This window comes from Paenibacillus ferrarius (assembly GCF_002027705.1).
Classification (GTDB): Bacteria; Bacillota; Bacilli; order Paenibacillales; family NBRC-103111; genus Paenibacillus_E; species Paenibacillus_E ferrarius.
In genome coordinates, this window is record NZ_MBTG01000020.1 from 13,474 (window position 1) to 37,856 (window position 24,383).

Genomic DNA, 24,383 nt, shown 5'->3' on the forward strand with positions numbered 1-24,383 from the left:
CCTCTGTGTCACTTTTCAGCAATCCTTCTGATTACGTTATCCTTCGCAGATCTAATCAAAATCGTATCAGTGTAGACATATACGTCCGAAACCTGATCAGCTACAGCCAAATCAAGCTTGCCCTCACTGTCTATAATCTTAAGCCCATACGCTTCCCCGGCTGCAAGTTTGGCTACAATTTTGCCATTAGCGACTTGTGCGCTTTCCACCGGTTCCTTCAGAATCAGCTTATCTTCGCCATTGGGGATGGCTTTGTACAGATTGGATTGTCCCTTGGCGTCCAAAGAAATATAGAAAATATGACCATCCACTTCATCAAACCATCCAGCCACTTTATTGCCTGATACCTTCTGCTCAAGAGTTCCGTCCATGTTGGATACGTATAGGTTATGATCGGCAACTTTCACATAATAGAGCTTGTTATGGATAATTTTAAAATAACGGACTCCGGAATTAATCAACTTGGTAGTTTCATTCGTATTAAGATTAATCTTATGTATCTGATTGAGCTCACTCGTGGTAACTGGATAAGAAGAAGCCAGTATATAAACATCGTCTCCGATGACTGTCGTGGATTGGTCCTTGCTGAACCCTGTACCTTCACCCGCGGTGATATACCATCCATAAATATGCTTCGCGTCCCCTGCCTGAACCCCATCCTTGTACTCTTTACCCAATGGGACAACCCGCAGGTTATCTCCCCCAGGAGGGACCCCCTGCTGGATGAACAGGGTGCCTTTTGACGTTTTTTTAAAATCCACATAACCCCGCTGTTCCAAGCTCCCTTTGCCAGCATCGTTTACTCTGACATAGTTGTCTGATCCCATGATCGCTCCACCCGTATGATACGAAAACCAAAGCTCTCCATCTCGAATCCCAAATGTCACGTCTTTATTATTGCCATACTTGGAATCCGGCTCGTAGGAATAGACTTCCTCTTGCTTCGTGGTGTCTTGTACGGGTACTCGAATCACTTGGTTCGTGCTCCCCTTCGTTTCCACATAATAATAGTGATCTTGGAATACCGCCACGCTGCTCTCACCTGAAGATACCGGAAGATTCACAGCTTCCATGTGCGGATTGCCAGAAGTGATGGAAAGCCCCTCCGCGTCATCCCACGCATAGTCCCAACCAAATGCATCATGAGCATAATGCCAAGTAAGAGGAAAATAAACAACATCATTATAGCTCAGCAAAGGGTAATCTTCTTTGGAGTTATCCACAGCTAACCCATTTATCGTCATGGCGTAGTCAGGAATGCTGGCCTTGCTGCTTTTGGCATTTGGATGACCGGACAAGTAGGGCACATAGGAGGAAGTCACTTTTCCTTTGGTTACGCTAAGACCATCTTGCACTGTCCAAGCCGTCTCCAATCCCAGAAGCCTGGCATCGTACCACGTCATCGGAAAATAAGTGATATCTTTATACACCAGAAGCGGATATTCCCGTGTTTGATTATCGACATTATTGCCATTTAACTTAACCGCGAACGTTGGCAGCGTTACTTTCACCGTTTGCTCGGATGCGAAACTTTGGCCAGCTGGCCATATCAAGCTCATACAGCCCGTAAGCAGTAAACCCCATGCCACATTTTTCACCAGAATACATCTCCCTTCCAATATTTTCTATATACATTAGACGAGAGAGGGAATCCTTTTGTTTCGTTCCAGACTTTGTAAAATTTCTGATCATTTTTTTATACCTATCCCAAAAAAAGCCGCCAAGGACTTCACTCGAAGTCATCGACCGCTTTGGGGAGCTATTTCCTATCGGAGGAGCATTTTTTTGAGAAGAAGACCTATGCCTACACCTACGAAACAGAACAACAAGGACAACCAAACAGGACCCAAGAAGTAGGGCGAGTAAATCATACCAACCGTTGCAAAAAAAGCCGCACTCACATAAGGCAGGAAGGACAGAGGCTGCTCCTTTTCATCCGCATCGCGATACGCATCCCAGATACCAAACATATACACACAAGGGTAGAACATCAGCCATTCATAATCCGTCGTCTCAATAGCTCCAGCAATATTCCCTTGGAAGCTCATTTGGATGGAGACATTTAAATCCGACTTCACATTAATCAAAACTTCCAGTGCAATTAATACGACACCCTTCAAGTATTTCTTATTCAAAAATTGCCCGAAACCAGGAAGCGCTATGCTCCATAGGAGCCGTTCTATTTTATGTCCCTTGACCACGAATACCCCCGCTTACACAGAGAGAAGTGCATGACACGCAATTGCACCTTGTCTATTTCTTAAATAACATATATTTGTTAAGGTCAGGGGCGTGAATTCACCAGAAGGTAATCTACTGTGTTCTATTTTCTTAGCCATGATCATTTCTTCTTGCTTCATTGATGAAGCCTCCCCATTCTAGGTTGTCAGCATTGTTTAGTTTTTCCTAAAATGTAAGGTTCTTATGTATTCAAAATTTTCTTGCCTGTCCGCCGCGAGCTCAATCATGGGAAATGGGCGGATAATAATGAAGCAATAAACTCTTTTGAACATGCAGCCTATTCTCCGCTTGCTGATAGATAATCGACTTCTCTGATTCAATCAGCTCCTCTTCGATCTCAAATCCCGGATGCACAGGCATATCATGCATGATGTAAGGAGAGCAGCCAGCTAGATTGTGCTTATTGATCTGAAAAGGCATCATCGTTTGAATTCTTCTATTTTTCTCTTCTTGATAATGGCTATCCTGATAATTCTCCATGTCCACCCAAGTGTCCGTATAAATAAAATCTGTCCTTTGTATAGCCTCCGATATATAATGAGTGTTCTCCACATAACCACTCCGATAAGCTTTCTCCATAAGCGCTTCATCCCATGATGCTTCGTTCACGATTGGCGTTACCAACAAAAGGCGAATACCCAAGGTAACACAACCTGCTATCAGCGAATTAACGACATTATTATGAATCCCCACATAGGTCAGCGTAATACCTTCAAACGTACCTTTCACCTCATAAATGGTCATTAAATCGGCCATGGCCTGACAAGGGTGGTACTTCTCACAACAGCCATTAATAACCGGGACTTTGGAATAGGCTGCCAATTCAAGCAAATCGGTATGCTTCTTTAATCTCGCCATAATGACATCACAGTTCCTCGATGCATAACGTACTTCATATTGAATAGGAGATAAACTGAAATTACTTGCGTTCCAATCCATGGTTACCGCGTATCCGCCCATTTGATTCACACCAGCTTGAAATGACAAGTTCGTCCTTGTCGATGTTTTTTGGAACAGCATAAGCAGGCCTTTTCTTTCGAAGGCATGATGAAAATGCTGCGGGTTTTGTTTCATTTCCAACCCTTTTTGAATAATTGAAACCAACGTATCCTTATCGAGTTCTTGTAAAGATAGCATATTAGGCAGCAATTCCTTCACCACTTTCGCATATTCATACATTTAAATGAATATAAATACATATTAGGTTTAGGATATTGTTCTGTCAATAGTTTTGATGGGAGCTCTTAAGAACAACAAAAGCAGCCAGGCAAGGCTTATGATTTTATCCGGCAATTCTCGTTGGACCTCTGTTTTATTACGGGCGGAGCAATATCCAAAAACGGGATCAGTACCGCCACTCCAGAAGTAGCAAGCCTCGGTAGAAGCGCTATTGAAATTTCGAGAAAAACAATCTGCCTAGCTCCGCATGAGAAATTAGGAATCGACGCCTTCGCCAAGTTGTCTCCTATTACACCTATTGATCTATTAATTACAGATGAAGAAGCGACCATTGAAGCGATAGAGGAAATCGAAAGCCGAGGCGTTAAAGTCATCATTGCCAAAGTAGGCGAGACTGACTAATGTGCCGATGCCGCAAAACAAAAAAGAAATAGACGTTTCCCTTTGCACAGGACGTCTATTCCTAGGACATGGAGCCCTTGCAAGGCTCCTTTTTGATTATAGCATACAGTTCTCGGAACGTTAGCCTCAGGTCTATCGCACAACGTAAAATAAGGAATCCAAATTGCACAGCCTAGGCTTGTAATGCAAAAGATGATCATTAGCCGCGGCAATCTTGAAAGGATCAATCCATTCTCCCAAACCCAAAAGTCCCCGTAGAGTTCAATGTTACTTATCCATTTTCTTGAGTATCTTCTGCAGCGTAGCGTTTATATTGATTAGTGCCATGAAAACAAACCCCAGCATAATAAAAGTCACGATTTCTCGCGTGAAAATTGAGACGGCAGCCAATATTACCGCATAACCTCCGTATAAAGAATTGCTTAGAAATTTCATTATCAACTCTTCCCTTCTTATGTATGGCTATCAGCCGCTATGAAAACAATCGAGACAACAAGATCACAAGCAGAGGTCCAATGACTGCGAATCCAATACATAGTGCAAGGATTTTCATCGGCAGAGACAATCCTGTGGATTCATTCATTTTATCTAGTTTCTGGTTTATCTCTTTGAGTTCTTTCAGTATTTCTTGGCTTAAGTTTTCAGACATTTATAATCCTCCTTTGAATAAAAGGAATTTCACTCCATTCATTATTACCATAATAAGGGAACGAGTTTGAGCAGTCCACTGAACAAGCAAAAAACCTCCAAAACCACCGCCTCAGGTGGTCTTAGAGGCTCATGAGTAACACGAAAGGGAACTATGATACGCTATTTGAGGATATTTCAGCGGAATCAGGTACGAGACGGAACTGGAGTCCGCTATTTCTGCCTAGAAGCATGATAATCAGGGGAAAAACCCTAAATAGCGTACCTCAGTTCCCTTTGACGGGGAATATGACCATTTCGCATCAAATAGCGTACCCTAGTTCCGTTTGCCCGGAAATATGCCCCAATCCCACTCCCATTCCGCGTCCGCTACGTTCGCCAGTTCTCCGTCCGCTACGCTCGCTGGTTTTCCGCACCGCGTGCGCCTCCCGGCGCGTGGTGCTCGGTCACACGCCGGCTGTCAAACCTCGTCCGCCTTACCGGAATTCTAAGCCAATGGGCCCCGAAGCGAGCAAGCCCTTTGCTCAAGTCAGTCTTTCGAACATATTCAGCTTATTCCCGAAGCCATCAATGACCGAGATCTCCCTGGTGTTCCAAGGGGTCGTTTCGAGGCCTGGGCGGAAATACTTGTAGTTTTTGGCTAGAAGCTTCGCATGCAAGGCTTCTATTCCTTGCACTTCGATATTCAGCGCTGCTCCAGGGCAGCAGTCGCCATGGTGTTCAGAAAGATGCAGGATGCAGCCTCCCTGTGATACTTGCATGTAGATGGGGGAATCCTCATCGCCCTGCTGCCAATCCAGCGTGAATTCCAAATAATCCAAGTAGAATTCTTTGGCCTTCTTCACGTCAAATATACGCAGAATCGGAGTCAATGACTTAAACTGTATTTCGGTGCTTGCCATACCCTAGAACACTCGCCTTCCTAAGAGGATACCTCCAAGTATTCCACTAACTGCTCTTGTTATCCTGCCGCGATCTTCGCATTAGCCGCAGATTTGCTCCCAGTCATCGCTTGCCCCAATGATCCGATCTATTTCATATTGTACGGCGGCAATGCCCTCTTTGCAGGCTTCTGCGGGACTTTCCTCGAGAAGGTGCTTTTCCAATGCACAAACAGCTGCTAACAACGAATCTGCGTAGAAATTTGCAGCGATTCCTTTGAGGGTGTGAACCATTCTGCGGGCAACCTTGTTTTCCTGATTGATAACCAGTGGAAGCAGTTGTTCCGCGAATTGCGTGTAGTCCTGCCTGAATTTCTCCAGCATGTACTGGAAGATGTGGGTTCTCTGGTCAATATTCCTCATGACGCGTTCAGTATCTACACCTGGGATGTCGAATAACCATTTTAAATCCAGCCACTTCTCTATCATATCGGATAGCTGTTTTTCATCTACCGGCTTAATTAAGGTATCATTCAGGCCAAGCTTCAGAAGCTGAGTCTGATCCTGCATGAATACGTTTGCTGTAAGCGCAATAATCGGGATTCCTTTCATCGACTTATGCTGCCTAAGCTTCATCGTAGCTTCGTAACCATCCATCTCGGGCATATGAATATCCATAAGAATAAGTTTCCATGCCTGCTGTTCGATCATAGCCAGCGCTTCTTTGCCATTTTGCGCGATCACAGCTTGATATCCGAGCTTCTCCAGAAGATGCGAGATTACCAGCTGGTTGATCTCATTATCCTCAGCTACGAGGATGGAACCCTTCGAAACGAAGCCGCCAATCTTCAATCCAGCAGCATCCATCTTCGTCGATGGAGAAGTCTCCATTTTGCGTATTTGTTGATTCATTGCCTCTAAGCTCTTCCGTAATGTAAGTCGACTAACTGGCTTCACGATGATCATATCCGCTTGAATCTCCTTCGGAAGCGCTGACATTTCTTCCCTGCCTTCCAAAGTTGTAAACGCAATCACTTTGGTCTGCGATCGATCAATCGCATTCAATACACGCTGCCAGGAAGATCGCTGCTGCAGCTGTGCCATTTGCATATCAACGAAGATGTAATCGGGTGCCGCTTGCTCGCGTTGTTCTTTTTCCAATACGGCAAGTAGATCAGGCATGGATGCAACAGCCTCCACATGGAGCTGAAAGGAACTCAGAAGCTCGGTAATATGCTCAGCCACGACTGGGTGATCTTCCGCCACAAGGACGCGGGTATTCCATCCCGGCAGATATCCAAGCTTTTGCCCGGGATTGTCCCTCTCCTCCGCTTGCTCGCAATGTCCAAATAGAAGACTGAAATAAAAACGACTTCCAGTTCCAAGCTTAGTATCTACCTGCAGAACGCCTCCCATAGATTGGACCAAATGCTGGCTGATGACAAGCCCCAGACCTGTTCCGCCGTATCTTCGACTTGTGGATGTATCCGCTTGCGAAAAAGGTAGAAATAACTGGGACAGCTGCTCCTTGGAAATGCCAATGCCCGAATCCTCTACGGCAAAGGAGATAATAACGCCTTCTTCGACATATTCCTCCAACTGCACTTTCAATCGAATATAACCTTCTTGTGTGAACTTAATCGCGTTATTCGACAAATTAATAAGCACTTGTTCTAACCGAAACGGATCTCCGCTGACAATGTCCGGTAAATCCATCGACGTATCCAGCATGAGTTCAATGCGCTTGCTGCCAGCCGTAACACCAACCAGATCTGCGACCTTCTGGAGCGATGTTTCCAGCGAGAAGTCTACCTTCTCTAACGTCATTTTGCCCGCCTCGATTTTGGAGAAATCCAGGATGTCATTGATGGTTGCGAGCAGCACACGCGAGGACGCATCCATTTTGCTCAAATAATCCTTCTGAATCTCGCTTAAATCGGTCCGCTGCAAAAGCAAGGATAACCCCATAATTCCATTGAGCGGCGTACGAATTTCATGACTCATTCTGGCAAGGAATTGGCTCTTCGCCCGATTGGATTCATCTGCTTCTTCCCGCTTCTTCAAATCCGTGATGTCGTGGACGGTCCCGGTAACACCTGTAATGTCCGTTCGATCATTGTTAAAAAGAGGCGATAATGTAACGTTATACATGTGCTCGGTGTTATCAGGCTGCAGGAGATTGATGGCGAATTGCTGTGTTTTCCCTCCCATAATCGTTTGTACAAAGGCTTTATCCCATTTCTGCGGATCATCCATCTGAACCACATCGGGCAATGGCTTCCCTTTGACCTGCGCGGGGGTGAGCTGATAGGTCTGATACATTTTATAATTCGCAGAGGATATCTTTCCGTCCAAACGAAATCGAAAAATGAAGTCTTCCGAATTCTCCACAAGCGTCCGGTACTGCTCATCGCGAATCTGTGCTCTCATCTGCGCTGTACGATGCTCGGTTACGTCCACTGCTGAGCCAATGACTTCATGAACAGAGCCATATTTGTAAATCGGCTGCAAGGTAACCAAAATGATATACCCTTCAAGGTCATATTCGTATGTGATGCGCTCGCCTTCCCACGCAATTTCATATTGCTGCATGAGGTATTCGGTAAATTCCTTCTTGAGGACAATGACTTCGTTCACTCTTTTGCCGATGAATTGACTTGGTCTCATGCCAATCTGATACAACAGTTGTCCTTCGATAAGGATGTATACGAAATGATCCCGATGCTTATGAAATTTAAACGTAAACCCCGGTTGAAACCTCAGCATGTCGATAAGCTCTTGTTCCACTTGACGAATCTTTTGCTTATATTCCCTGGCTCGCACCAGATACCGAAGAAAACAAGCAACAATAAATACACATATCATTTGATACGTAATATAAGTCATAACCACACCAATCGGCATTCGATAAATAAGTCCAATCATCGCATAATAAAAGATAAAGAAGAAAGCTTCACCATACAGCCATTTCAGCCAGTAAGAGCTTGTTCGCCGGAAAATGAATCCGGTTCCAAGAATAGCAACTATACCAATCAGCATCTGCGGGATCTGGACAGAGCCTTCCATCAGGAAGCGCCCTACCCATAAGAAAACAAATGTAATCGATAAGGAGACAAATCCGCCCAAATAGGCCGAGAGCAACAAGCCTACTCCGCGGAAATTAAGACTAATGTGATCATCAATATGGACACCGAAGTTAAGCAGAATAACGATAAGGATGCCATGGGAAATCCCTACAAAAATTTTATAGAACCAAGACGGCTTCTGATCCAACTTCGTAATAATAAAAAATTGTTCCACGAAGATGACGAATACGGTAATAATAGCAAAATTAGTAATCAAATCACGCAACATTAGCAATCACCAACCTATTTTCAACTTAACCTGATCCGTTAGTACGATCTGACCGTCATTTCCGTGAGGGCAATCTCATAAGGCGCTGTCCCCATCGTTATATTACGCATATTTCTTGATGCAAAATGTCCTCAATCTGCTTCGCTTGGACTGGAGGGCTGAAATAGTAGCCTTGCACGAACCGGCAGCCGCATTCCTGAAGCACCTGAAGCTCTTCCTCCGTTTCAACGCCTTCTGCTACTACGAGCAAATTCAGGTTTCTGGCCATTGTAATGACCATATTCACGATAGCCGCATTCACTTGTTTGATCTTCAAGCCCTTGATAAACGATTGATCAATCTTCAATTTATCAATGGGGAAATCCTTGAGGTAGCTCAGTGAGCTGTACCCTGTCCCGAAATCATCCATGGCTACGCGAATGCCCAGCATCTTCAATTGACTAAGCGTGTCTGCAACCAGCTTAACCCCCATACTCATACTTTCTGTAATTTCAAGCTCCAAATACTGAGGCTGTAGACCCGTCTCTACTAAGATTGACTTAATCATGGCATAGAGCCCTCGATCCATAAACTGTCTGCGAGATAAATTAACGGCCACGAACATCTTGGGTAGTCCCGCTTCCTGCCAAGCCATATTCTGCCTGCAAGATTCCCTCAGCACCCATTCGCCAATTTGGTGAATTAGACCGCTTTCCTCTGCAATAGGAATGAAATCGCTAGGTGATACATGACCAAGAACTGCACTATGCCAGCGAATTAAACTTTCTAGTCCGACAATACGTTTTGTCACGATATCAACGACGGGTTGATAGACAAGACGGAACTCCTGTTGATCAATCGCTTTGCGCAAGTTAAACTCGATATCCATCCGTCTTTGAAATTTATCCTGCTTGTCCAGCAGCCCCTCAGAGATCGCGGCTTCCTTGTTCACATCGACAGGAATCGCGGACTCATAGACACGTTGAATGCCATTGTGTACAGCCATCTTGCAGCGTTCCAGGAAATAAGCAGTCATGACGCCTGCATACGATTCTTGAGCCAACAATTGTGTATGAAAATAATCCGTCGCTCCGATCCGCATGGCTTGAATCGTTTGCACAGCACCTTCCGGCGTTTGCGAGCTGAGCATCATGACTGGGATCGGATAATGGCTCATAATCAATTGAACGGCGATAAGCCCCTCCGAGTCAGGCATATCCAAATCAATGACAACCAAGTCCGTTTTGTCTGTCAGAATACAAGACAAGGCCTCATTGCCATGGTGAGCTGCACCTATAACCTCAAATGACGTGCCTTTCGCGAAAACAGGTGTCACCGCTGCAAGGAACTCATACGACTGACTAACGATAATGACCCCATACCTGTTCCAAAGACCCATTTAATAAACACCCCCTAAAAACAAATGTCCCCAATTACTGTTAATTCCATTTTACCTTCCACATATTAGGGCACTTACCTAAAAGGTATGAATCATTCAACTTTTTTTCGCTAATATTTTACTAACATTTTCGGATTAAATAATAAATAAAGCGGTTTACTCTTAAATTTCGACACCGTATAATAGAAATAATGAGTAAAGTGTTAGCAATCATTATTCCCTCTGTTCATTTCATATTTCATTTGTATTTGGAGACTACAGTTAGTTTGGGGGGAGTTTACGAATGGACAGAATATTATTAATAGAGGACGACGATATTATCGGTGAGATGATCTGTATGTATCTGAAAGAGGAAGAATTCTTAGTCCTAAGATCACACAATGGTCAGGAAGGTCTCGCAGCCTTGCATGACTTCAAACCCGATCTCATTCTTCTAGACCTTATTCTTCCTGACTTTGAAGGCACAGATTTATGCAACTCATTACGCAGCATTACACCTGTTCCCATTATTATTATTTCTTCCAATGCCCGTGTAAGTGAGAAGATTGAAGCCTTCACCGTAGGCGCGGATGACTATTTATGCAAGCCCTTCAGCATGCATGAGATGAAAGCAAGAATTCAAGCTTTATTACGTCGGTTTAAGCAGTCACATCCCCCAGAAGTGCAGCAACTCCCCGTTCAACAAGCGGTCACCGTACCGCCAATGGATCTGAACATAAACTTGGAAAAAAGAACACTCTACGTTCGCGGAGAGTCCGTGGAAATGACCTTTTCCGAATTCGAATTGATTCGCTTGCTGTTTGAACATCCTGAGCGCGTGTACCGCCGAGAAGATCTCATCAATGCGCTGCGCGGTTTCGATTCCTACATTAATGATCGAGCTATCGATGTACATATTACAAATTTACGAAGAAAAATTGAAATCAACCCCAAAGAACCCAAATACATCAAAACAGTGTGGGGTGTTGGGTATAAATTCGTTCTCTAAACAGGGGACTTCATCCATTAAGGATGGGGTCTTCTTTTTTTGCTGCGAAAGAAAGAAATGTCGGATCTCCTAGTATTTTGACGAAACCTGTTATAGATGAAAACAAATTACAGATATTAGTAAAATATGGTTGACAGAGAAAACGATAATCCCTTATTATTGGACTTCTGGAACCACATAATGATTACCATACGACGGAATAAATGGGTGAGGTCTTATCTTATGCAACGTGATAAATTGATCTTGGATTTGGGAAGTCATAGCGCTAAAATATTCAAAAAGTCCCAGGAAGGCATCAAGCAAGTTGATGTACTGACATGGGAGCTCCTAGAAAGCGAAGCAAGCCTGCCGGACATTGAAGGCCAATTGAAATCGTTATTAGCTACTAATCATACTTTTGTCGAAAGGTTTGACGAGGGCACGGTGGAAGCCATCGGTACAGAAACTATGCGAAGATCGCCGCTTTTATCCGAGCATATGCAGCAAATATGCAAAAATCTGCATATTGCGTATCGCACGATCAGCCAGAAGGAAGAGGCTGAACTGCTGAGGAGGGCTGTGGCAGCTTCCGATATCCCAAGTGATCTGGATGTCATCAATGTCGGAGGCGGCAGCATTCAAATTATGACGCGAGACAGCCAAGAGCCTTACTTGATTCCTTTCGGGATCTCTGATCTGAATCACCAATTTCAGCTGCTGGAGTCTCCGCCTTACAGGCAGATTGCCACCTGCATCAAATGGCTTTCGTGCAGGCTGCCAGCTACGTTGAAAACGTTTGCTTTTACAGGTGGGGAACGTGCATATTTGAAGCATTTCGAAGTTGAGCTGGAGCAAGATCTCTACTGCCTAAGCAGCGATTTCCACTCACTCGCAAGACAACTGGCTGCGCTGGATCTCTCCGATTTGGAAGCTAACTCTCCCTTCGATCCCAAATGGATGCGCGGAGCTGTCGCCTCTAATTGCATCGTACTCGCTGGCTTGATCAAATCAGGCAGCACCAAATTCCTGCCATCCGATCTTCATATTGCTCATGGTTTCATCAATCAATTATAGGCTTCACGCTCGGGCTCATCTGTACCCGTGCTAAGACTTAACCTAAATTTGATGTTTGCAAAGCGTCCGCTGCGCAGTCTTGTATTATATAATACAATGTGGACAATCTTTGTTATTTTACATCAGATAGGTGGGGCAATCAGAATGGGGAAAACGATGAAAGCTGCGCTGATTCAAAGCTATAGCGGGGCTTCAGGAATTGAATTCGGTGAAACAATGGTTCCTCAGATAACAAGTAACGAAGTGCTTATTCAAGTGCACGCGGCCTCTATCAACCCTGCCGACTTGCTGTTTCTTCATGGGAATTACGGCCTCCAAAGGGCCTTGCCCTCCGTTGGCGGCATGGAAGGCTGCGGCACCGTCATTGCAACAGGAAGCAGTCTGGCAGCCCGCATGCTCAAAGGGAAACGCGTAGCCTTCGTTTCCGAGGTTTTCGGTTCTTGGTCGGAGTATACGAAGGCAAGCGCAATGACATGCATGGTTCTGCCTGATCATGTGTCCGACGAACAAGGCGCTGTGTTCTTCGTGAATCCCGCGAGTGCCATGGCGATGATGAAGATCACCAAGCAGCTCAAATCCAAGGCGATTGTTCAAACCGCCGGTGCCAGTGCTCTTGGGCGAATTCTAACAAAGATCGGCAACGAACAGGGCATTCCCGTGATTAGCATTGTGCGCAAGGATGAGCAGGAGCAGCTCCTGCGAGAACTCGGCGGACAGCATATTCTGAACAGCAGCGCGGCCTCCTTCCAAGAAGACTTGAAACGGAAGTCTCATGAGCTCGGCGCTGCGGTCTGCTTCGATGCCGTCGGCGGCGATTTGACAGGCTCCGTGCTGTCAGCCCTCCCAGATGGCTCCTCACTCTTCCAATATGGCCTCCTTGGCGGTCATACGACAACGATCAACGCGGATGATCTGGTTTTCCGCCGGAAACGAATCAGCGGATTCTGGGCCTCCGATTGGGTGAAGACCCAATCCATCTTTGAGCTTCTCGCTTTGCAAGGCGCGATGAAGAAATCCATCGGCTCTGCGATCCAGACCGAAATCAGCCAAACCTATGCGTTGCATCAAGCCGTTCATGCCATCGAGCATTACGCCGCGAGCATGACCTCAGGCAAAGTACTGCTGCTGCCTAAGGTTCATTAAAATCCACATCCAAACAAGGAGCTGTCCCATAAGCAGATAAGGCTGCTTGAGGGCAGCTCCTTTTTACGCTTGGGACCACTTTTGCTGGCCGTTTCTCCTCTTTGGGGCGGTGAGCCTTCCAAAAAGGCAGGCTCAGACTCTTTTGCTCGCCGCATCTCCCCTTTGGGGCGCTGAGCCTTCCAAAAAGGCAGGCTCAAACACAATAGCAGGCCGCATCTCCCCTTTGGGACGCTGAGCCTTCCAAAAAGGCAGGCTCAAACACAATAGCAGGCCGCATCTCCTCTTTGGGGCGCTGAGCCTCCCAAAAAGACAGGCTCAGACTCTTTTACTGGCCGTTTCTCCCCTTTGGGACGCTGAGCCTTCCAAAAAGGCAGGCTCAGACTCTTTTACTGGCTGCATCTCCGCTTCGGGGCGCTGAGCCTCCCAAAAAGGCAGGCTCAGACTCTTTTGCTGGCCGCTTCTCCTCTTTGGCACGCTGAGCCTCCCAAAAAGGCAGGCTCGGACTGTTCTCAAAGGTTTTTCTGGAGCTGCAAAGTAATCCCCCCATCATCTATCTATCTATCTATCTATCTATCTATCTATCTATCGGCACCTAAACACTACCCTTGCTTGCCTGCCTGCCTGCCTTCCGTCCGCCAGAAATAAATCACGGATAATATGCCCCCGGTTCGGTTATTTTAATGAACGATACGAGATCATATTGCGAGGTGTAGCTAGGCTGCGTTATGGGGAATTCAAATAAGAAAGAACTACTATCAATCGCGTCCATCCCACTCATCATGACCCTCGGAAACTCCATGTTAATTCCGGTACTTCCGGCAATAAGGAGTAAATTAAGCGTCACATCACTTCAAGTCAGCTTGCTGATTACCGTATATTCCGCCATAGCGATCCTTTTAATCCCGATTGCCGGCTATTTATCCGACAGATTTGGTCGGAAAATCGTCATCATCCCAAGCTTAATTATTACGGGTATCGGCGGGCTGCTTTCAGGATTAGCGGCATGGTGGGTGGATCAACCGTATATTATGATGCTTCTTGGCCGCTTCATTCAGGGGATAGGCGCGGCTGGCGCATTTCCTATTGTCATTCCCTTGGTCGGCGACATTTTCAAAAAGGAAAGTGACGTTAGCAGCGGTCTTGGCCTTGTCGAAACAGCCAATACCTTTGGCAAAGTGCTTAGCCCTATTTTGGGCTCTGCCCTGGCTATGGCCATCTGGTTTTTGCCGTTTCTGTTCATTCCGTTGTTATGTTTGATCTCGATGCTGCTTGTTCTCTTCCTGGTAAAGCCTCCAGCCAAGAGCACCGAACAAGCAAATCCGGTCTCCTTTGCAGGATACCTGTCCAACATCAAAACGATATTCAAAAATAACGGCCGCTGGCTCTATGCCATCTTCGCAATCGGCTGTGTCTGCATGCTTGTCATATTTGGTGTCTTAACTTATTTGTCCGATCTTTTGGAAGATAAAGTCCACGTCGTGGGTGTAATAAAAGGATGCTTGCTGGCTATTCCGCTTGCTGCTCTATGCCTGGCTTCCTTTGCAACGGGCAAGCTGATCGGAAGGAATCAGCGCCTCATGAAGTGGATTATTTTTGCTGGACTGATTCTATTAACGGGTAGCCTTCTTGTCTGCGGGTGGGCAACCTCCACCTATGTGCTCATGACTTTAATTAGCCTTGCGGGGATCGGCATCGGCGCGGCTTTGCCTTGCCTTGATGTGATGATTACCGAGGGAATTGAGAAAGAACAGCGGGGAACGATTACGTCGATATACAGCTCGATGCGGTTCATTGGCGTAGCCATTGGTCCCCCTTTGGCATCCATTCTAGTCAAAAGCTCACCATCGCTGATGTTTTTCATTATCGCCGGACTGAGCGTAGTCGCCAGCGCCATTGCCCTCTTCGCAATCCGGCCGAAGAAAGACGAAAAGCTCCCATTAAAGGGAGCCTTAGCTTAAACACGATAGATAGCTGTCCCAGCCGTCTCTGCTGTCTATGCTGTCCCTGCCGCTACTGCCGTTACGCACCGCGGGACAGCTTTTTTTGCCTATAAGGACGGCTCCTGCCACATGAATCGGTAGCCGATCCCCGGCTCCGTTAGAATTAATTGTGGTCTTGTGGGGTCTTCCTCGATTTTTTTCCGCAAATGACCCACATATACCCTCAGGTATTGGCTGTCGGATTCATACTGATGACCACCCCATACTTGCTTAAGCAGTTGGCGATGCGTCATGACACGTCCGGCATTGAGGGCGAGCACTTTTAACAGATCATATTCCGTAGGTGTCAACTTCAGCTTCTCTCCCTGAAGCTCCACCATACGCTGGGATAAATCAATGACGAGCGGTCCGAGCCGAAGCACGGGTTCATCCTGTGTTTTGGCAATATGCCGCAGCGCCACCCGCATGCGAGCCATGAACTCTCCCATGCCGAAAGGCTTCGTAACATAATCATCGGCACCGCGGTCCAAAGCCGCAATCTTATCCTGCTCCTGATCTTGGGCGGTAAGAATAATAATCGGCACCTGTGACCATTCACGAATATGCTGGAGGACTTCCATGCCTGTCATATCCGGCAAGCCTAGATCCAGTACAATCAGGTCAGGCCGAACCATCGTTGCCTGCAGCATGCCTTCTTGGCCTGTCGCCGCTTCCGAAGCTTCAAAGCCATGTGCCGTCAATGTAACACGCAATAATTTGCGGATCTGCGGTTCATCATCAATGATCAAAATCTTCGCTCCTGCTGTCATCTCCATCCTCCTCTCTCTCTGCGAAATGCAATGGCAAGCAAATATGAATCGCCGTTCCTTGTTCTCCATTCAGGGTCGCTGTAATATATCCATTGTGAGCTTCCACTATGCTTTTGCAAATAGCTAGCCCTAGGCCAGTGCCGGGAATATGCTTGGTTAATTGCCCGCGATAGAACTTCTCAAACACTCGCGCCAAATCGCTCGAGGCAATCCCAGTCCCCTTATCTCGGATGACCAACTCCAGCATCGCTCCCTGCTGCTCAGCTTCGATCACGATTTCGCTGCCTTCAGGTGAATATTTGATCGCATTGCTAATGACATTGATCAGCACTTGCTCGATCAGCACTTCATCCAGCGGAACCGAAGGAAGCTCCGCTGCCAAGCGGATGCTGACCTTGCGATGCTGGAGAGAATCCTTCAGCTGCGCAAGGGCAACGCCGACAATGTCCTCAATGCCGCACCATTGCTTGTTCAGGCGCAGCATACCGCTCTCAATGCGCACCATGCCCAGCAGGTTGCCCACTAATCTATTCATCCGTGTGGAGCCTTCGCGAATGGTCAGCAGCAGCTCACGCCGATCTTCGGGACTGAAGACGGCCTCACTTTCCAGTAATCCTGTAACGGACCCTATGATCGCAGCAAGGGGCGTCCTTAACTCATGCGACAGGGAGTCGAGCAGCGCTGTTCGCAGCTTTTCCGATTCGGCGGTGAGCTGAGCGACCTTGGCTTCGTTCGCCAGCTTAACGCGCGAGATCGCGACGGCGACCAGATCCGAGAGCGCTTCGATGATCCGGATCAGCTCCGGCATTTCCGACATCCCGCGATCTCCAACATCCACAGCCATGACACCATGCACCTGACCATCTGTCTCTAAGGGGACGTGAAGGTCCGATGACTCTCGCAAGGATTGTGTGCCCCGCCCGGCTCGGGCATGATGTTTGTAAACCCATGCCGCGATGGACAAATGCGACTCCTCATTCGCCCACTCCAAGCCATCTCGCGAGTAGGCTTCTACCTGCTGTTCTCCTATTGAGTTTTGCAAAATAATAGCAACCTTCGCGCCCAGCGTATCGGAGACATGCTGCACGATTTGATTGAGCAACACGTCTACATCGGAAATCGCCGTAATTTTGCGGCTAAGCGCATACAGCGCAGCTGTTCCCGCTTCTCTCTGCTGCGCTTGATGGAATTGATTCCTCAGCCTTGAAGCCAAGCTTGCTGTAAGGGCTGCCACGGATAAAAAGACGAGAAAAGAAATCACATAACGCAAGTCAGCAACAGTTAGACTAAAAACGGGAGGGACGAATAAAAAATCAAACGAGATAACACCTATCGCCGCAGCAAAAAAAGAGGGGCCCCTCCCCCAACGTACTGCACTGAGAAGCACAGGAAATAAATAGAGAAGTGCGATATTAATCAAGCCCAAAAAAGCACCAAACGTTTTTAAAAACAAAGTCATAACTACAATAAAAAGACTGGTCATCACGTAAGATTTCCAGTTTGCCAAACTATTCGTTTTATTCATCATGCTATCATTTTACCTTATTTCCAGCTATTTGCCACGCCTCGTAACCGGCTACAATGAGAACGTCCATGTGATTCGCAAGCGGCAGAAGCTTTTTCGTTATGGCATCTTTCCATACAATAATTTGCGTCGCACCCGCGCGGCTGGCTTGCGCGGCAAAAACAGCTGGAATCTGTTTGCGATTCGTCACTTCCTGAAATGAAAACTCGCCGCCCAGCCGCATAGTCAGCTTCTCGATCACATCGAGCTTCTGCTCCCATCCCTCGCCGCTGCGAGCGGCAATGACACTCACATGCCATGCTGCTTTTAGGCGATGGGCAATGCGGAAGCCGCGGCGAATTAAGCGATCGGCTTGCGGAATTTCCGTGATGCAGACGTAGATAACTTCTTTGCGTCTCCAAGGACCGCGAAGAGAGCTTTTGCGCTCCATAGATTCTAAGCGTTCATCCACATCGTCTGCAATTTCCCGCAAAGCCAATTCTCGCAAGGCGATCAAATTGCCCGTTTTGAAGAAGTTATTCAGCGCCTGCTCCACTTTGACCATCGCATATATCTTGCCTTCTCGCATGCGAAGCTGCAAGGCTTGGGGCGCAACGTCGATCAATTGGACTTCATCCGCTGTTCGGAGAATACTGTCCGGAACCGTCTCCCTCACCCGTATCCCGGTAATTTGCTCGACGGCATCATTCAAGCTTTCCAAGTGCTGCACATTCACCGTTGCAATGACCGAAATACCCGCTTCGAGGATGTCGAGCACATCTTCATACCGCTTCTTGTTCTTGCTCCCCGGCACATTCGAATGAGCCAATTCATCAACCAAAACGACTTCAGGCCGCTGGCGAAGAATGGCTGCAGTGTCCATCTCCTCCAATTTGACCCCTTGATACACAATTTCTGCTCTCGGGAGCACCGCAAGATCACCAATCTGAGCGATGGTTTCTTTTCTTCCATGCGTTTCGAGCAAGCCGACTTTGACATCAATCCCCTTTCTGAGAAGATCATTTCCTTCCCGCAGCATGGTATAGGTTTTACCGACTCCCGGGGCAGCCCCGATATAAACCTTGAATCTGCCGCGCTTAATTTTCTCGATTTTTGCATCCACTTCCTGCTTGCTCAGCCGTTTGTACTTGTAAGGCTCTTTCTGCGTCTGAATATGGGCAGGCAGGATTCGTTCTCCCTCTTGAGAAGCGCGATCGGCAACCAGAAACACGTCGATATTTCGGGTTCTTTTTAAGATCCCGTTGATCACGGAGCCTTGCAGCAAGGTTTGCCACTTCGACTGTCTGGAATGCCCCATGACCAGACGTGTTACTTTATGGGAGATTGCGTAATCGACCAGCGTGCGCGGAATGCTGCGGCGGCAGCGAAGCGGCAGCTCTTCGAATTTGGCGCCTACTTTCTGCACAAGCTTCATCATAGACCGGCGAAAGGTCGCTGCTTCTTTGGTGAGCGGCTTATTGAATTTACGCAAGGTAACCACGTGCAAATCGCCATTCAGCCGCTTCGCGATCTGTTGTCCTCTGCGCACATAGATGGAGCCATTCCAGTGATATTGCGTCGTTACCAGGATGCGCTCCGTTGCCCCGGATGGCCCCAGATAGCCCATCTCTTCACGGTGTGCTTCCAGTGAATCATTCACATCCTCGGCGACAAGGCGGAGGGCAAGCTCACGAAGCACGCCTAAATTCCCGCGTTTGAACAGGGCCGCATCCCGATTTCCTTTCAAGTGTCCTTCTTCCAATCGATTCAGAATCGTTTCCGGTGTGGCGTCTATTAAACGCACCTCATCCGCAAGCTCCAACGTATCCGAAGGCACGCAGGGTCCCATTTCAATCCCCGTCAGCTTATGAGCGAGCTCCATCGCCTCTTCCAGCTCATACACATTTACCGTTGTAATAACACTAATATCATGGGAAAGCAGGAACTTAATATCATCCAAACGGGAGGGAAATTGGGCTTCGTCCCGATTACAATGGGCTAACCCGTCTACCAGAACTACCTCTGGGTTTCTTTCGATTAGTGCATCCAGATTCAGATCTTTTTGCTCAACACCGTCTTTAATCCAATGAATGCTCGGGACCCTTTCCAAATCTCCTAATTGCTCCACCGTTTCCGGCCTTTGCAGGGTGGATACCGCACAGATCACCACGTCGATTCCCTGCTGCTTGAGGTTATGTCCTTCCCGCAGCATATGGTAGGTCTTCCCTGAGCCGCTAACGGCTCCGATATAGATCTTCAGGCTGCCGCGATGCAGCTTTGAGATCGATAACAGAATCTCTTCCGGTGTTTTTCTTTTGAAGCCCTCCAAGACAGCATCCTTCTCCCTTCTTCCTAAAAAGACATGAAACCACTCTCTATGAACGAGAGTGGTTGTCTGCTGATTACAATTTCACTTGCTTAAGCAGTTCCATATTTAATTCCGTCACATTGACTCTTGGCTCTCCGAATAGGCCCAGTTGACGCGTTTTGGTGAACCGATCCACCAAGTCATTGAGACTGCGCTCCGCAATCCCGGTTTCCTTGCTGATTCGAGGCACTTGAGCTTTGGCCCCTTCCGGGGACAAATCAGGATCGAAGCCGGAGCCAGACACCGTCACGACATCAGCGGGGATATCCGTTAGCGCTGGATTTTCCTTTTTCAAAGCATCAATCTTTTCTGCCATCGCTGCTGCATAATCGCTTGAAGCTACTGCCATATTGGAGCCTGACGAGGCGGTTGGATCGTAATTGGCTGCAGAAGCCCTAGGATGAAACAGCTTCGGTGACTCAAAACCTTGGGCCAGCAATTTCGACCCGATCACGGTACCGCCAGATTCAATGAGGCTTCCATTCGCCTGCTTAGAAAATAGCACCTGAGCAACGCCTGTCGTTGCAAGTGGGTAAATAAGCCCACAGACGATCATGAATACGATCGACACACGAATAGCTATAAAAACCGATTTCATAACGATATCTCCTCGTTTCTCTTTCTCTTTATACGATGTTTAACCCATGAAGGACCATATCAATGATTTTAATGCCAATGAACGGCACCACAACACCGCCAATACCGTACAACAGCACATTGCGCGACAACAATCTATTCGCTGACATCGCCCGGTATTTCACACCCTTCATCGCAATAGGAATGAGCAGCGGGATGATAATCGCATTGAAAATCAGCGCGGATAAGATCGCCGATTCCGGCGACGCCAGATTCATAATATTGAGAGATTGCAGCTGCGGCATGGCAAGAATGAACATCGCTGGAATGATTGCGAAGTACTTGGCGATATCATTGGCAATTGAGAACGTTGTTAAAGCGCCTCGTGTGATCAGCAATTGCTTGCCAATCGAAATGACGGAGAGCAGCTTGGTCGGATCGGAATCCAAATCAATCATATTGGCCGCTTCCTTCGCAGCCATCGTGCCTGAATTCATCGCGAGGCCAACATCAGCCTGGGCTAGTGCTGGCGCATCATTCGTTCCGTCGCCGGTCATCGCGACCAGCTTGCCTTCCTGCTGTTCTTTTTTAATCGCGGCGATTTTATCTTCCGGCTTTGCCTCGGCAATAAATTCGTCTACCCCTGCTTCAAGGGCAATCGTTGCCGCTGTTAACGGGTTATCCCCCGTACACATGACGGTTTTGATCCCCATAGCACGCAGCTCGGCAAATCGTTCCTTTAAGCCCGGTTTCACCGTATCCTTGAGGTAAATAACACCGTAAATTCGTTCATTAACCGCAACAGCCAGCGGAGTGCCGCCAGCTTTGGCAATTCGATTCGTGATCGTCTCTAGATCAGCAGGAATCTTGCCCCCCAAAGCGGCTGCGTATTTTTTGATCGCATCGACCGCACCTTTGCGAATTTGCAGACCTGTTGTCAGGTTAAGTCCAGACATCCGCGTCTCTGCTGAGAATTCCACCACTTCTGCCCCTTCATAGGCACCAGCCGGCCAGGATTCACCCAACTTATTGGCAAGCTCTACGATAGAGCGCCCCTCCGGTGTTTCATCTTTGACGGATGCTTGCAGCGCTGCAAAAGTAATATCTCTGGCTGGTACGCCATTCACGGGTACAAACTCTGAAGCCATCCGATTCCCGAAGGTAATCGTGCCTGTTTTATCGAGAATCATCGTGTCAATATCCCCGGCAGCTTCAACAGCCTTGCCTGACATCGCAAGAACATTGAACTGGGTCACACGATCCATACCGGCAATACCGATAGCGGATAAAAGCCCACCGATGGTCGTCGGAATCAAACACACCAGCAATGCGATCAGCGTAGAAATCTCCAATTTAACATTCAAATACTGTGCCATCGGGACCATGGTCATAATGACGATTAAGAAGATAAGCGTCAACACAGCAAGCAGCGTCGTTAACGCAATTTCATTCGGCGTTTTCTGCCGTTTGGCGCCTTCGACGAGCGCAATCATGCGGTCCAAGAAAGATTCGCCGGGATCGGTCGTTACTTTGACCACGATATAGTCTGAGGCGACCCGTGTTCCCCCTGTAACCGAGGAGAAGTCACCTCCTGCTTCCTTAATCACCGGAGCTGATTCGCCCGTAATGGCAGATTCATCTATAGATGCTAAACCCTCAATGATTTCACCATCAGAGGGGATTATTTCTCCTATTTCTATGCGAACGATATCTCCCTTACGAAGCGTCGTAGAAGATACTTCTTTATAAGAACCATCCTTTTGAACAACACGAGCCATCGTGTCGGACTTGGTCTTCCGCAGCGAATCGGCCTGCGCTTTGCCTCGCCCTTCTGCCAAAGCTTCAGCGAAATTAGCAAACAGCAAAGTGAAGAGCAGAATCAGAAATACCGCGATATTATAACTCCTGCCTACTTCCGTCGCGCCAAATAAATCAGGTACAAAGGAAAGCAGGAAAGTAATAACCGTTCCTACCTCCACGACAAACATCACCGGATTTTTGATCATCACCCAAGGGTTTAATTTCTTAAAGGAATCTATGATCGCTTGATTTAAAATATCTTTTGTTAGTGTTTTTTTACGTTCCACAGCCATGCCAATCCTCCCTCTCTACTACGTCTATCTTTAACGCGCTGCCAAATGTTCAGCAATCGGACCCAAGGCCAGCGCTGGGAAGAACGTTAGAGCACCGATAACTAGAATAATCATGATTAAAATACCCATAAATAAAGGTGTGTTCGTGCGCAGCGTGCCCGTTGTCACAGGAACCACCCGCTTGACAGCCAGTGAACCTGCTATGGCCAGCATGGCAATAATCGAAATGTAACGTCCTACTAACATGACAAGACCGATACTAATCGCATAAAAATTCGTGCCTGCACTTAGGCCGCCAAATGCCGACCCGTTGTTCGCTGCACCTGAGGTGAAAGCATACAATACTTCTGAAAGTCCATGGAGACCTTGATTCGCTATCGAAGTGACGGATTCAGGACGGGAAAGTGCCCAAGCTGTTGGTGCCAAAATAATGAGCGGATGCATCAGAATGGCGATTGCAGCTAATTTCACTTCTTTGCCTTCGATCTTTTTGCCCAGAAATTCCGGCGTTCGACCGACCATAAGTCCACATATGAATACGGATAAAATCAGATAGAGCAGCCCATTCAGCAAGCCAACCCCTTTGCCTCCAAAGACATTGTTCAGCATCATTTCTGCCATAGGAACCATGCTTCCCAGCGGCGTGAGCGATTCATGCATAGCATTTACGCTGCCTGTTGTGGCTGCCGTGGTGACTGTTGCAAAAAGCGCCGTTTCCGAGAGTCCGAATCGAACTTCCTTGCCTTCCATATTCCCGTGCACGCCCATGGCATCAACGGCAGGCACACCTTTATACTCGGCATAGAACACCGTAGCGAGCATGACCATGAAGATGATGCCCATGGCAGCAAATACGGTCCAGCCTTGCTTTTTATTCTTGATCATTAACCCAAATGCGTATACCAGAGAGGTAGGCAGCAGCATCATACATAGAATGTGGATGAAGTTGGTCACTGGTGTTGGATTTTCAAAAGGATGCGCAGCGTTCGTACCGAACCAGCCGCCGCCATTGGTGCCGATATGCTTAATGGATTCAAAAGAAGCAACTAAGCCGCGCGTTATCGTTTGCTGGGCTCCTTCCAGCGTTGTCGCTTGAACGGCTCCCAGCAAAGTTTGCGGTACACCTTGAAAGACTAAAACTAAAGCTACAATGAAACTTAGCGGCAGAAATACCCGTATAATAGCTCTGGTCATATCCACATAAAAGTTTCCGAGATTGTCTTGACGGCCAATTAATCCGCGAATAAAAGCTACCGCCACTGCGAATCCGGTTGCTGCCGACGTAAACATCGGGAACGTAATCGCCACCATCTGCGAGAGATAGGACAGAGTATTCTCACCGCTGTAGGCTTGCCAGTTCGTATTTGTAATAAAGGAAGTCGCTGTATTGAACGCGATCGTTGGCGATACATTACCGAGCCCATCGGGATTAAGCGGCAAATACTTCTGCAGCCGGAACACGGCATACATGAGCAGCATCATGACAAAATTGACTAGAAGTACAGCTCCTGCATACTTTTTCCACCCCATCGCTTCTTCTTCTTTCACACCCATTAGGCGATAGGTTACACGCTCAAAGGGAGCAAATATGCGATCAAGGCCACTTTTTTCATATCCAAAAACTTTCACCAAGTAATTCCCCACTGGCTTCACCAGAAGCATGATAATCCCCAGTGTGACGACTACTTGCAACAATCCCATACCCATAGTAGGTTCTCCCCTTGCTTACATAAGTTCATATTTGATAATTAAAATTTCTCCGGTTTCACTAAGACAAAACCCAGATACACCACGAGGGCACTGGCAAGTAATCCAATCACAATCAT

General features: G+C 47.3%; 21 protein-coding genes and 1 pseudogene. 5 read left to right on the top strand and 17 right to left on the bottom strand.

Annotated features, from left to right (window positions below):
- Positions 1-8 precede the first annotated feature (8 nt).
- The 4 genes from BC351_RS21160 to BC351_RS21170 form a co-directional block, all read right to left on the bottom strand.
- Entirely contained in the window at positions 9-1,598 is a 1,590-nt protein-coding gene (locus tag BC351_RS21160; RefSeq protein WP_244209122.1) for a DUF5050 domain-containing protein, read from the bottom strand.
- Positions 1,599-1,766: 168 nt separating this feature from the next.
- Complete coding sequence (locus tag BC351_RS21165; protein WP_079414757.1) at positions 1,767-2,201, bottom strand: hypothetical protein; 435 nt, start codon at positions 2,199-2,201, stop codon at positions 1,767-1,769.
- A 12-nt stretch (positions 2,202-2,213) separates the two neighbouring features.
- Positions 2,214-2,360, bottom strand: a complete 147-nt coding sequence (locus BC351_RS42340) for a hypothetical protein (protein WP_158082175.1) — start codon at positions 2,358-2,360, stop codon at positions 2,214-2,216.
- 100 nt (positions 2,361-2,460) lie between these two features.
- On the bottom strand, positions 2,461-3,378 hold the full coding sequence (locus BC351_RS21170) for a Rossmann-fold NAD(P)-binding domain-containing protein (protein WP_244209123.1): 918 nt from the start codon (positions 3,376-3,378) through the stop codon (positions 2,461-2,463).
- A gap of 144 nt (positions 3,379-3,522) precedes the next feature.
- On the opposite strand from BC351_RS21170, the pseudogene BC351_RS21175 reads away from it, so the two are divergent.
- Positions 3,523-3,822: pseudogene (locus tag BC351_RS21175) on the top strand (DeoR/GlpR family DNA-binding transcription regulator); the annotation flags it as partial.
- 267 nt (positions 3,823-4,089) lie between these two features.
- Here BC351_RS21175 and BC351_RS42775 read toward each other — a convergent pair.
- The 5 genes from BC351_RS42775 to BC351_RS21190 all read right to left on the bottom strand — a co-directional run bounded on the left by BC351_RS42775 (position 4,090) and on the right by BC351_RS21190 (position 10,083).
- On the bottom strand, positions 4,090-4,257 hold the full coding sequence (locus BC351_RS42775; RefSeq protein ID WP_167388038.1) for a hypothetical protein: 168 nt from the start codon (positions 4,255-4,257) through the stop codon (positions 4,090-4,092).
- A gap of 37 nt (positions 4,258-4,294) precedes the next feature.
- Positions 4,295-4,471 carry a hypothetical protein gene (locus BC351_RS42780; RefSeq protein WP_167388039.1) on the bottom strand — a complete coding sequence of 59 codons (177 nt, stop codon included), beginning with the start codon at positions 4,469-4,471 and terminating at the stop codon, positions 4,295-4,297.
- A 523-nt stretch (positions 4,472-4,994) separates the two neighbouring features.
- Entirely contained in the window at positions 4,995-5,372 is a 378-nt protein-coding gene (locus BC351_RS21180) for a glyoxalase superfamily protein (RefSeq protein WP_079414760.1), read from the bottom strand.
- Positions 5,373-5,453: 81 nt separating this feature from the next.
- Entirely contained in the window at positions 5,454-8,705 is a 3,252-nt protein-coding gene (locus tag BC351_RS21185; protein ID WP_079414762.1) for a response regulator, read from the bottom strand.
- 97 nt (positions 8,706-8,802) lie between these two features.
- Complete coding sequence (locus BC351_RS21190) at positions 8,803-10,083, bottom strand: GGDEF/EAL domain-containing response regulator (RefSeq protein ID WP_079414764.1); 1,281 nt, start codon at positions 10,081-10,083, stop codon at positions 8,803-8,805.
- Positions 10,084-10,366: 283 nt separating this feature from the next.
- Here BC351_RS21190 and BC351_RS21195 point away from each other — a divergent pair, with 283 nt between their 5' ends.
- From BC351_RS21195 to BC351_RS21205, 3 genes are all read left to right on the top strand, one after another.
- Positions 10,367-11,071 (top strand): response regulator transcription factor, encoded by a 705-nt coding sequence (locus BC351_RS21195; RefSeq protein ID WP_079414766.1) that lies wholly within the window; start codon positions 10,367-10,369, stop codon positions 11,069-11,071.
- Positions 11,072-11,293: 222 nt separating this feature from the next.
- On the top strand, positions 11,294-12,124 hold the full coding sequence (locus tag BC351_RS21200; RefSeq protein WP_158082177.1) for a Ppx/GppA phosphatase family protein: 831 nt from the start codon (positions 11,294-11,296) through the stop codon (positions 12,122-12,124).
- A 144-nt stretch (positions 12,125-12,268) separates the two neighbouring features.
- Complete coding sequence (locus BC351_RS21205; protein WP_158082178.1) at positions 12,269-13,267, top strand: zinc-binding dehydrogenase; 999 nt, start codon at positions 12,269-12,271, stop codon at positions 13,265-13,267.
- A gap of 315 nt (positions 13,268-13,582) precedes the next feature.
- On the opposite strand, the gene BC351_RS42345 is transcribed toward BC351_RS21205, so the two are convergent.
- Entirely contained in the window at positions 13,583-13,741 is a 159-nt protein-coding gene (locus BC351_RS42345) for a hypothetical protein (protein WP_158082179.1), read from the bottom strand.
- A 251-nt stretch (positions 13,742-13,992) separates the two neighbouring features.
- On the opposite strand from BC351_RS42345, the gene bcbE reads away from it, so the two are divergent.
- Positions 13,993-15,225, top strand: coding sequence for a bacillibactin exporter BcbE (gene bcbE, locus BC351_RS21210; protein ID WP_079414771.1), 1,233 nt, complete (start codon positions 13,993-13,995; stop codon positions 15,223-15,225).
- Positions 15,226-15,314: 89 nt separating this feature from the next.
- Here bcbE and BC351_RS21215 read toward each other — a convergent pair whose 3' ends face one another.
- From BC351_RS21215 to BC351_RS44390, 7 genes are all read right to left on the bottom strand, one after another.
- On the bottom strand, positions 15,315-16,016 hold the full coding sequence (locus BC351_RS21215; protein ID WP_144028481.1) for a response regulator: 702 nt from the start codon (positions 16,014-16,016) through the stop codon (positions 15,315-15,317).
- Positions 15,985-17,544 carry a DUF4118 domain-containing protein gene (locus BC351_RS21220; RefSeq protein ID WP_144028482.1) on the bottom strand — a complete coding sequence of 520 codons (1,560 nt, stop codon included), beginning with the start codon at positions 17,542-17,544 and terminating at the stop codon, positions 15,985-15,987. Before BC351_RS21220 ends, BC351_RS21215 begins: the two co-directional genes overlap by 32 nt.
- A gap of 4 nt (positions 17,545-17,548) precedes the next feature.
- A complete protein-coding gene (locus tag BC351_RS21225) occupies positions 17,549-19,849 on the bottom strand; it encodes a histidine kinase (protein WP_079414774.1) in 2,301 nt (766 codons plus the stop codon).
- 73 nt (positions 19,850-19,922) lie between these two features.
- Entirely contained in the window at positions 19,923-20,486 is a 564-nt protein-coding gene (gene kdpC, locus BC351_RS21230) for a potassium-transporting ATPase subunit KdpC (RefSeq protein ID WP_079414775.1), read from the bottom strand.
- A gap of 28 nt (positions 20,487-20,514) precedes the next feature.
- A complete protein-coding gene (kdpB, locus tag BC351_RS21235) occupies positions 20,515-22,557 on the bottom strand; it encodes a potassium-transporting ATPase subunit KdpB (RefSeq protein WP_079414776.1) in 2,043 nt (680 codons plus the stop codon).
- A 30-nt stretch (positions 22,558-22,587) separates the two neighbouring features.
- Positions 22,588-24,258, bottom strand: coding sequence for a potassium-transporting ATPase subunit KdpA (kdpA, locus tag BC351_RS21240; RefSeq protein WP_079414867.1), 1,671 nt, complete (start codon positions 24,256-24,258; stop codon positions 22,588-22,590).
- Positions 24,259-24,305: 47 nt separating this feature from the next.
- A complete protein-coding gene (locus BC351_RS44390) occupies positions 24,306-24,383 on the bottom strand; it encodes a potassium-transporting ATPase subunit F (RefSeq protein WP_079414868.1) in 78 nt (25 codons plus the stop codon).

What these genes read in the sequence shown, in the direction of transcription:
- BC351_RS42340 (WP_158082175.1), bottom strand. Translation starts at nt 2,360, where the DNA reads ATGAAGCAAGAAGAAATGATCATGGCTAAGAAAATAGAACACAGTAGA.
- BC351_RS21170 (WP_244209123.1), bottom strand. Translation starts at nt 3,378, where the DNA reads ATGCTATCTTTACAAGAACTCGATAAGGATACGTTGGTTTCAATTATT.
- BC351_RS42775 (WP_167388038.1), bottom strand. Translation starts at nt 4,257, where the DNA reads ATGAAATTTCTAAGCAATTCTTTATACGGAGGTTATGCGGTAATATTG.
- BC351_RS42780 (WP_167388039.1), bottom strand. Translation starts at nt 4,471, where the DNA reads ATGTCTGAAAACTTAAGCCAAGAAATACTGAAAGAACTCAAAGAGATA.
- BC351_RS21180 (WP_079414760.1), bottom strand. Translation starts at nt 5,372, where the DNA reads ATGGCAAGCACCGAAATACAGTTTAAGTCATTGACTCCGATTCTGCGT.
- BC351_RS21185 (WP_079414762.1), bottom strand. Translation starts at nt 8,705, where the DNA reads ATGTTGCGTGATTTGATTACTAATTTTGCTATTATTACCGTATTCGTC.
- BC351_RS21190 (WP_079414764.1), bottom strand. Translation starts at nt 10,083, where the DNA reads ATGGGTCTTTGGAACAGGTATGGGGTCATTATCGTTAGTCAGTCGTAT.
- BC351_RS21195 (WP_079414766.1), top strand. Translation starts at nt 10,367, where the DNA reads ATGGACAGAATATTATTAATAGAGGACGACGATATTATCGGTGAGATG.
- BC351_RS21200 (WP_158082177.1), top strand. Translation starts at nt 11,294, where the DNA reads ATGCAACGTGATAAATTGATCTTGGATTTGGGAAGTCATAGCGCTAAA.
- BC351_RS21205 (WP_158082178.1), top strand. Translation starts at nt 12,269, where the DNA reads ATGGGGAAAACGATGAAAGCTGCGCTGATTCAAAGCTATAGCGGGGCT.
- bcbE (WP_079414771.1), top strand. Translation starts at nt 13,993, where the DNA reads ATGGGGAATTCAAATAAGAAAGAACTACTATCAATCGCGTCCATCCCA.
- BC351_RS21215 (WP_144028481.1), bottom strand. Translation starts at nt 16,016, where the DNA reads ATGACAGCAGGAGCGAAGATTTTGATCATTGATGATGAACCGCAGATC.
- BC351_RS21220 (WP_144028482.1), bottom strand. Translation starts at nt 17,544, where the DNA reads ATGATGAATAAAACGAATAGTTTGGCAAACTGGAAATCTTACGTGATG.
- kdpC (WP_079414775.1), bottom strand. Translation starts at nt 20,486, where the DNA reads ATGAAATCGGTTTTTATAGCTATTCGTGTGTCGATCGTATTCATGATC.
- kdpB (WP_079414776.1), bottom strand. Translation starts at nt 22,557, where the DNA reads ATGGCTGTGGAACGTAAAAAAACACTAACAAAAGATATTTTAAATCAA.
- kdpA (WP_079414867.1), bottom strand. Translation starts at nt 24,258, where the DNA reads ATGGGATTGTTGCAAGTAGTCGTCACACTGGGGATTATCATGCTTCTG.
- BC351_RS44390 (WP_079414868.1), bottom strand. Translation starts at nt 24,383, where the DNA reads ATGATTGTGATTGGATTACTTGCCAGTGCCCTCGTGGTGTATCTGGGT.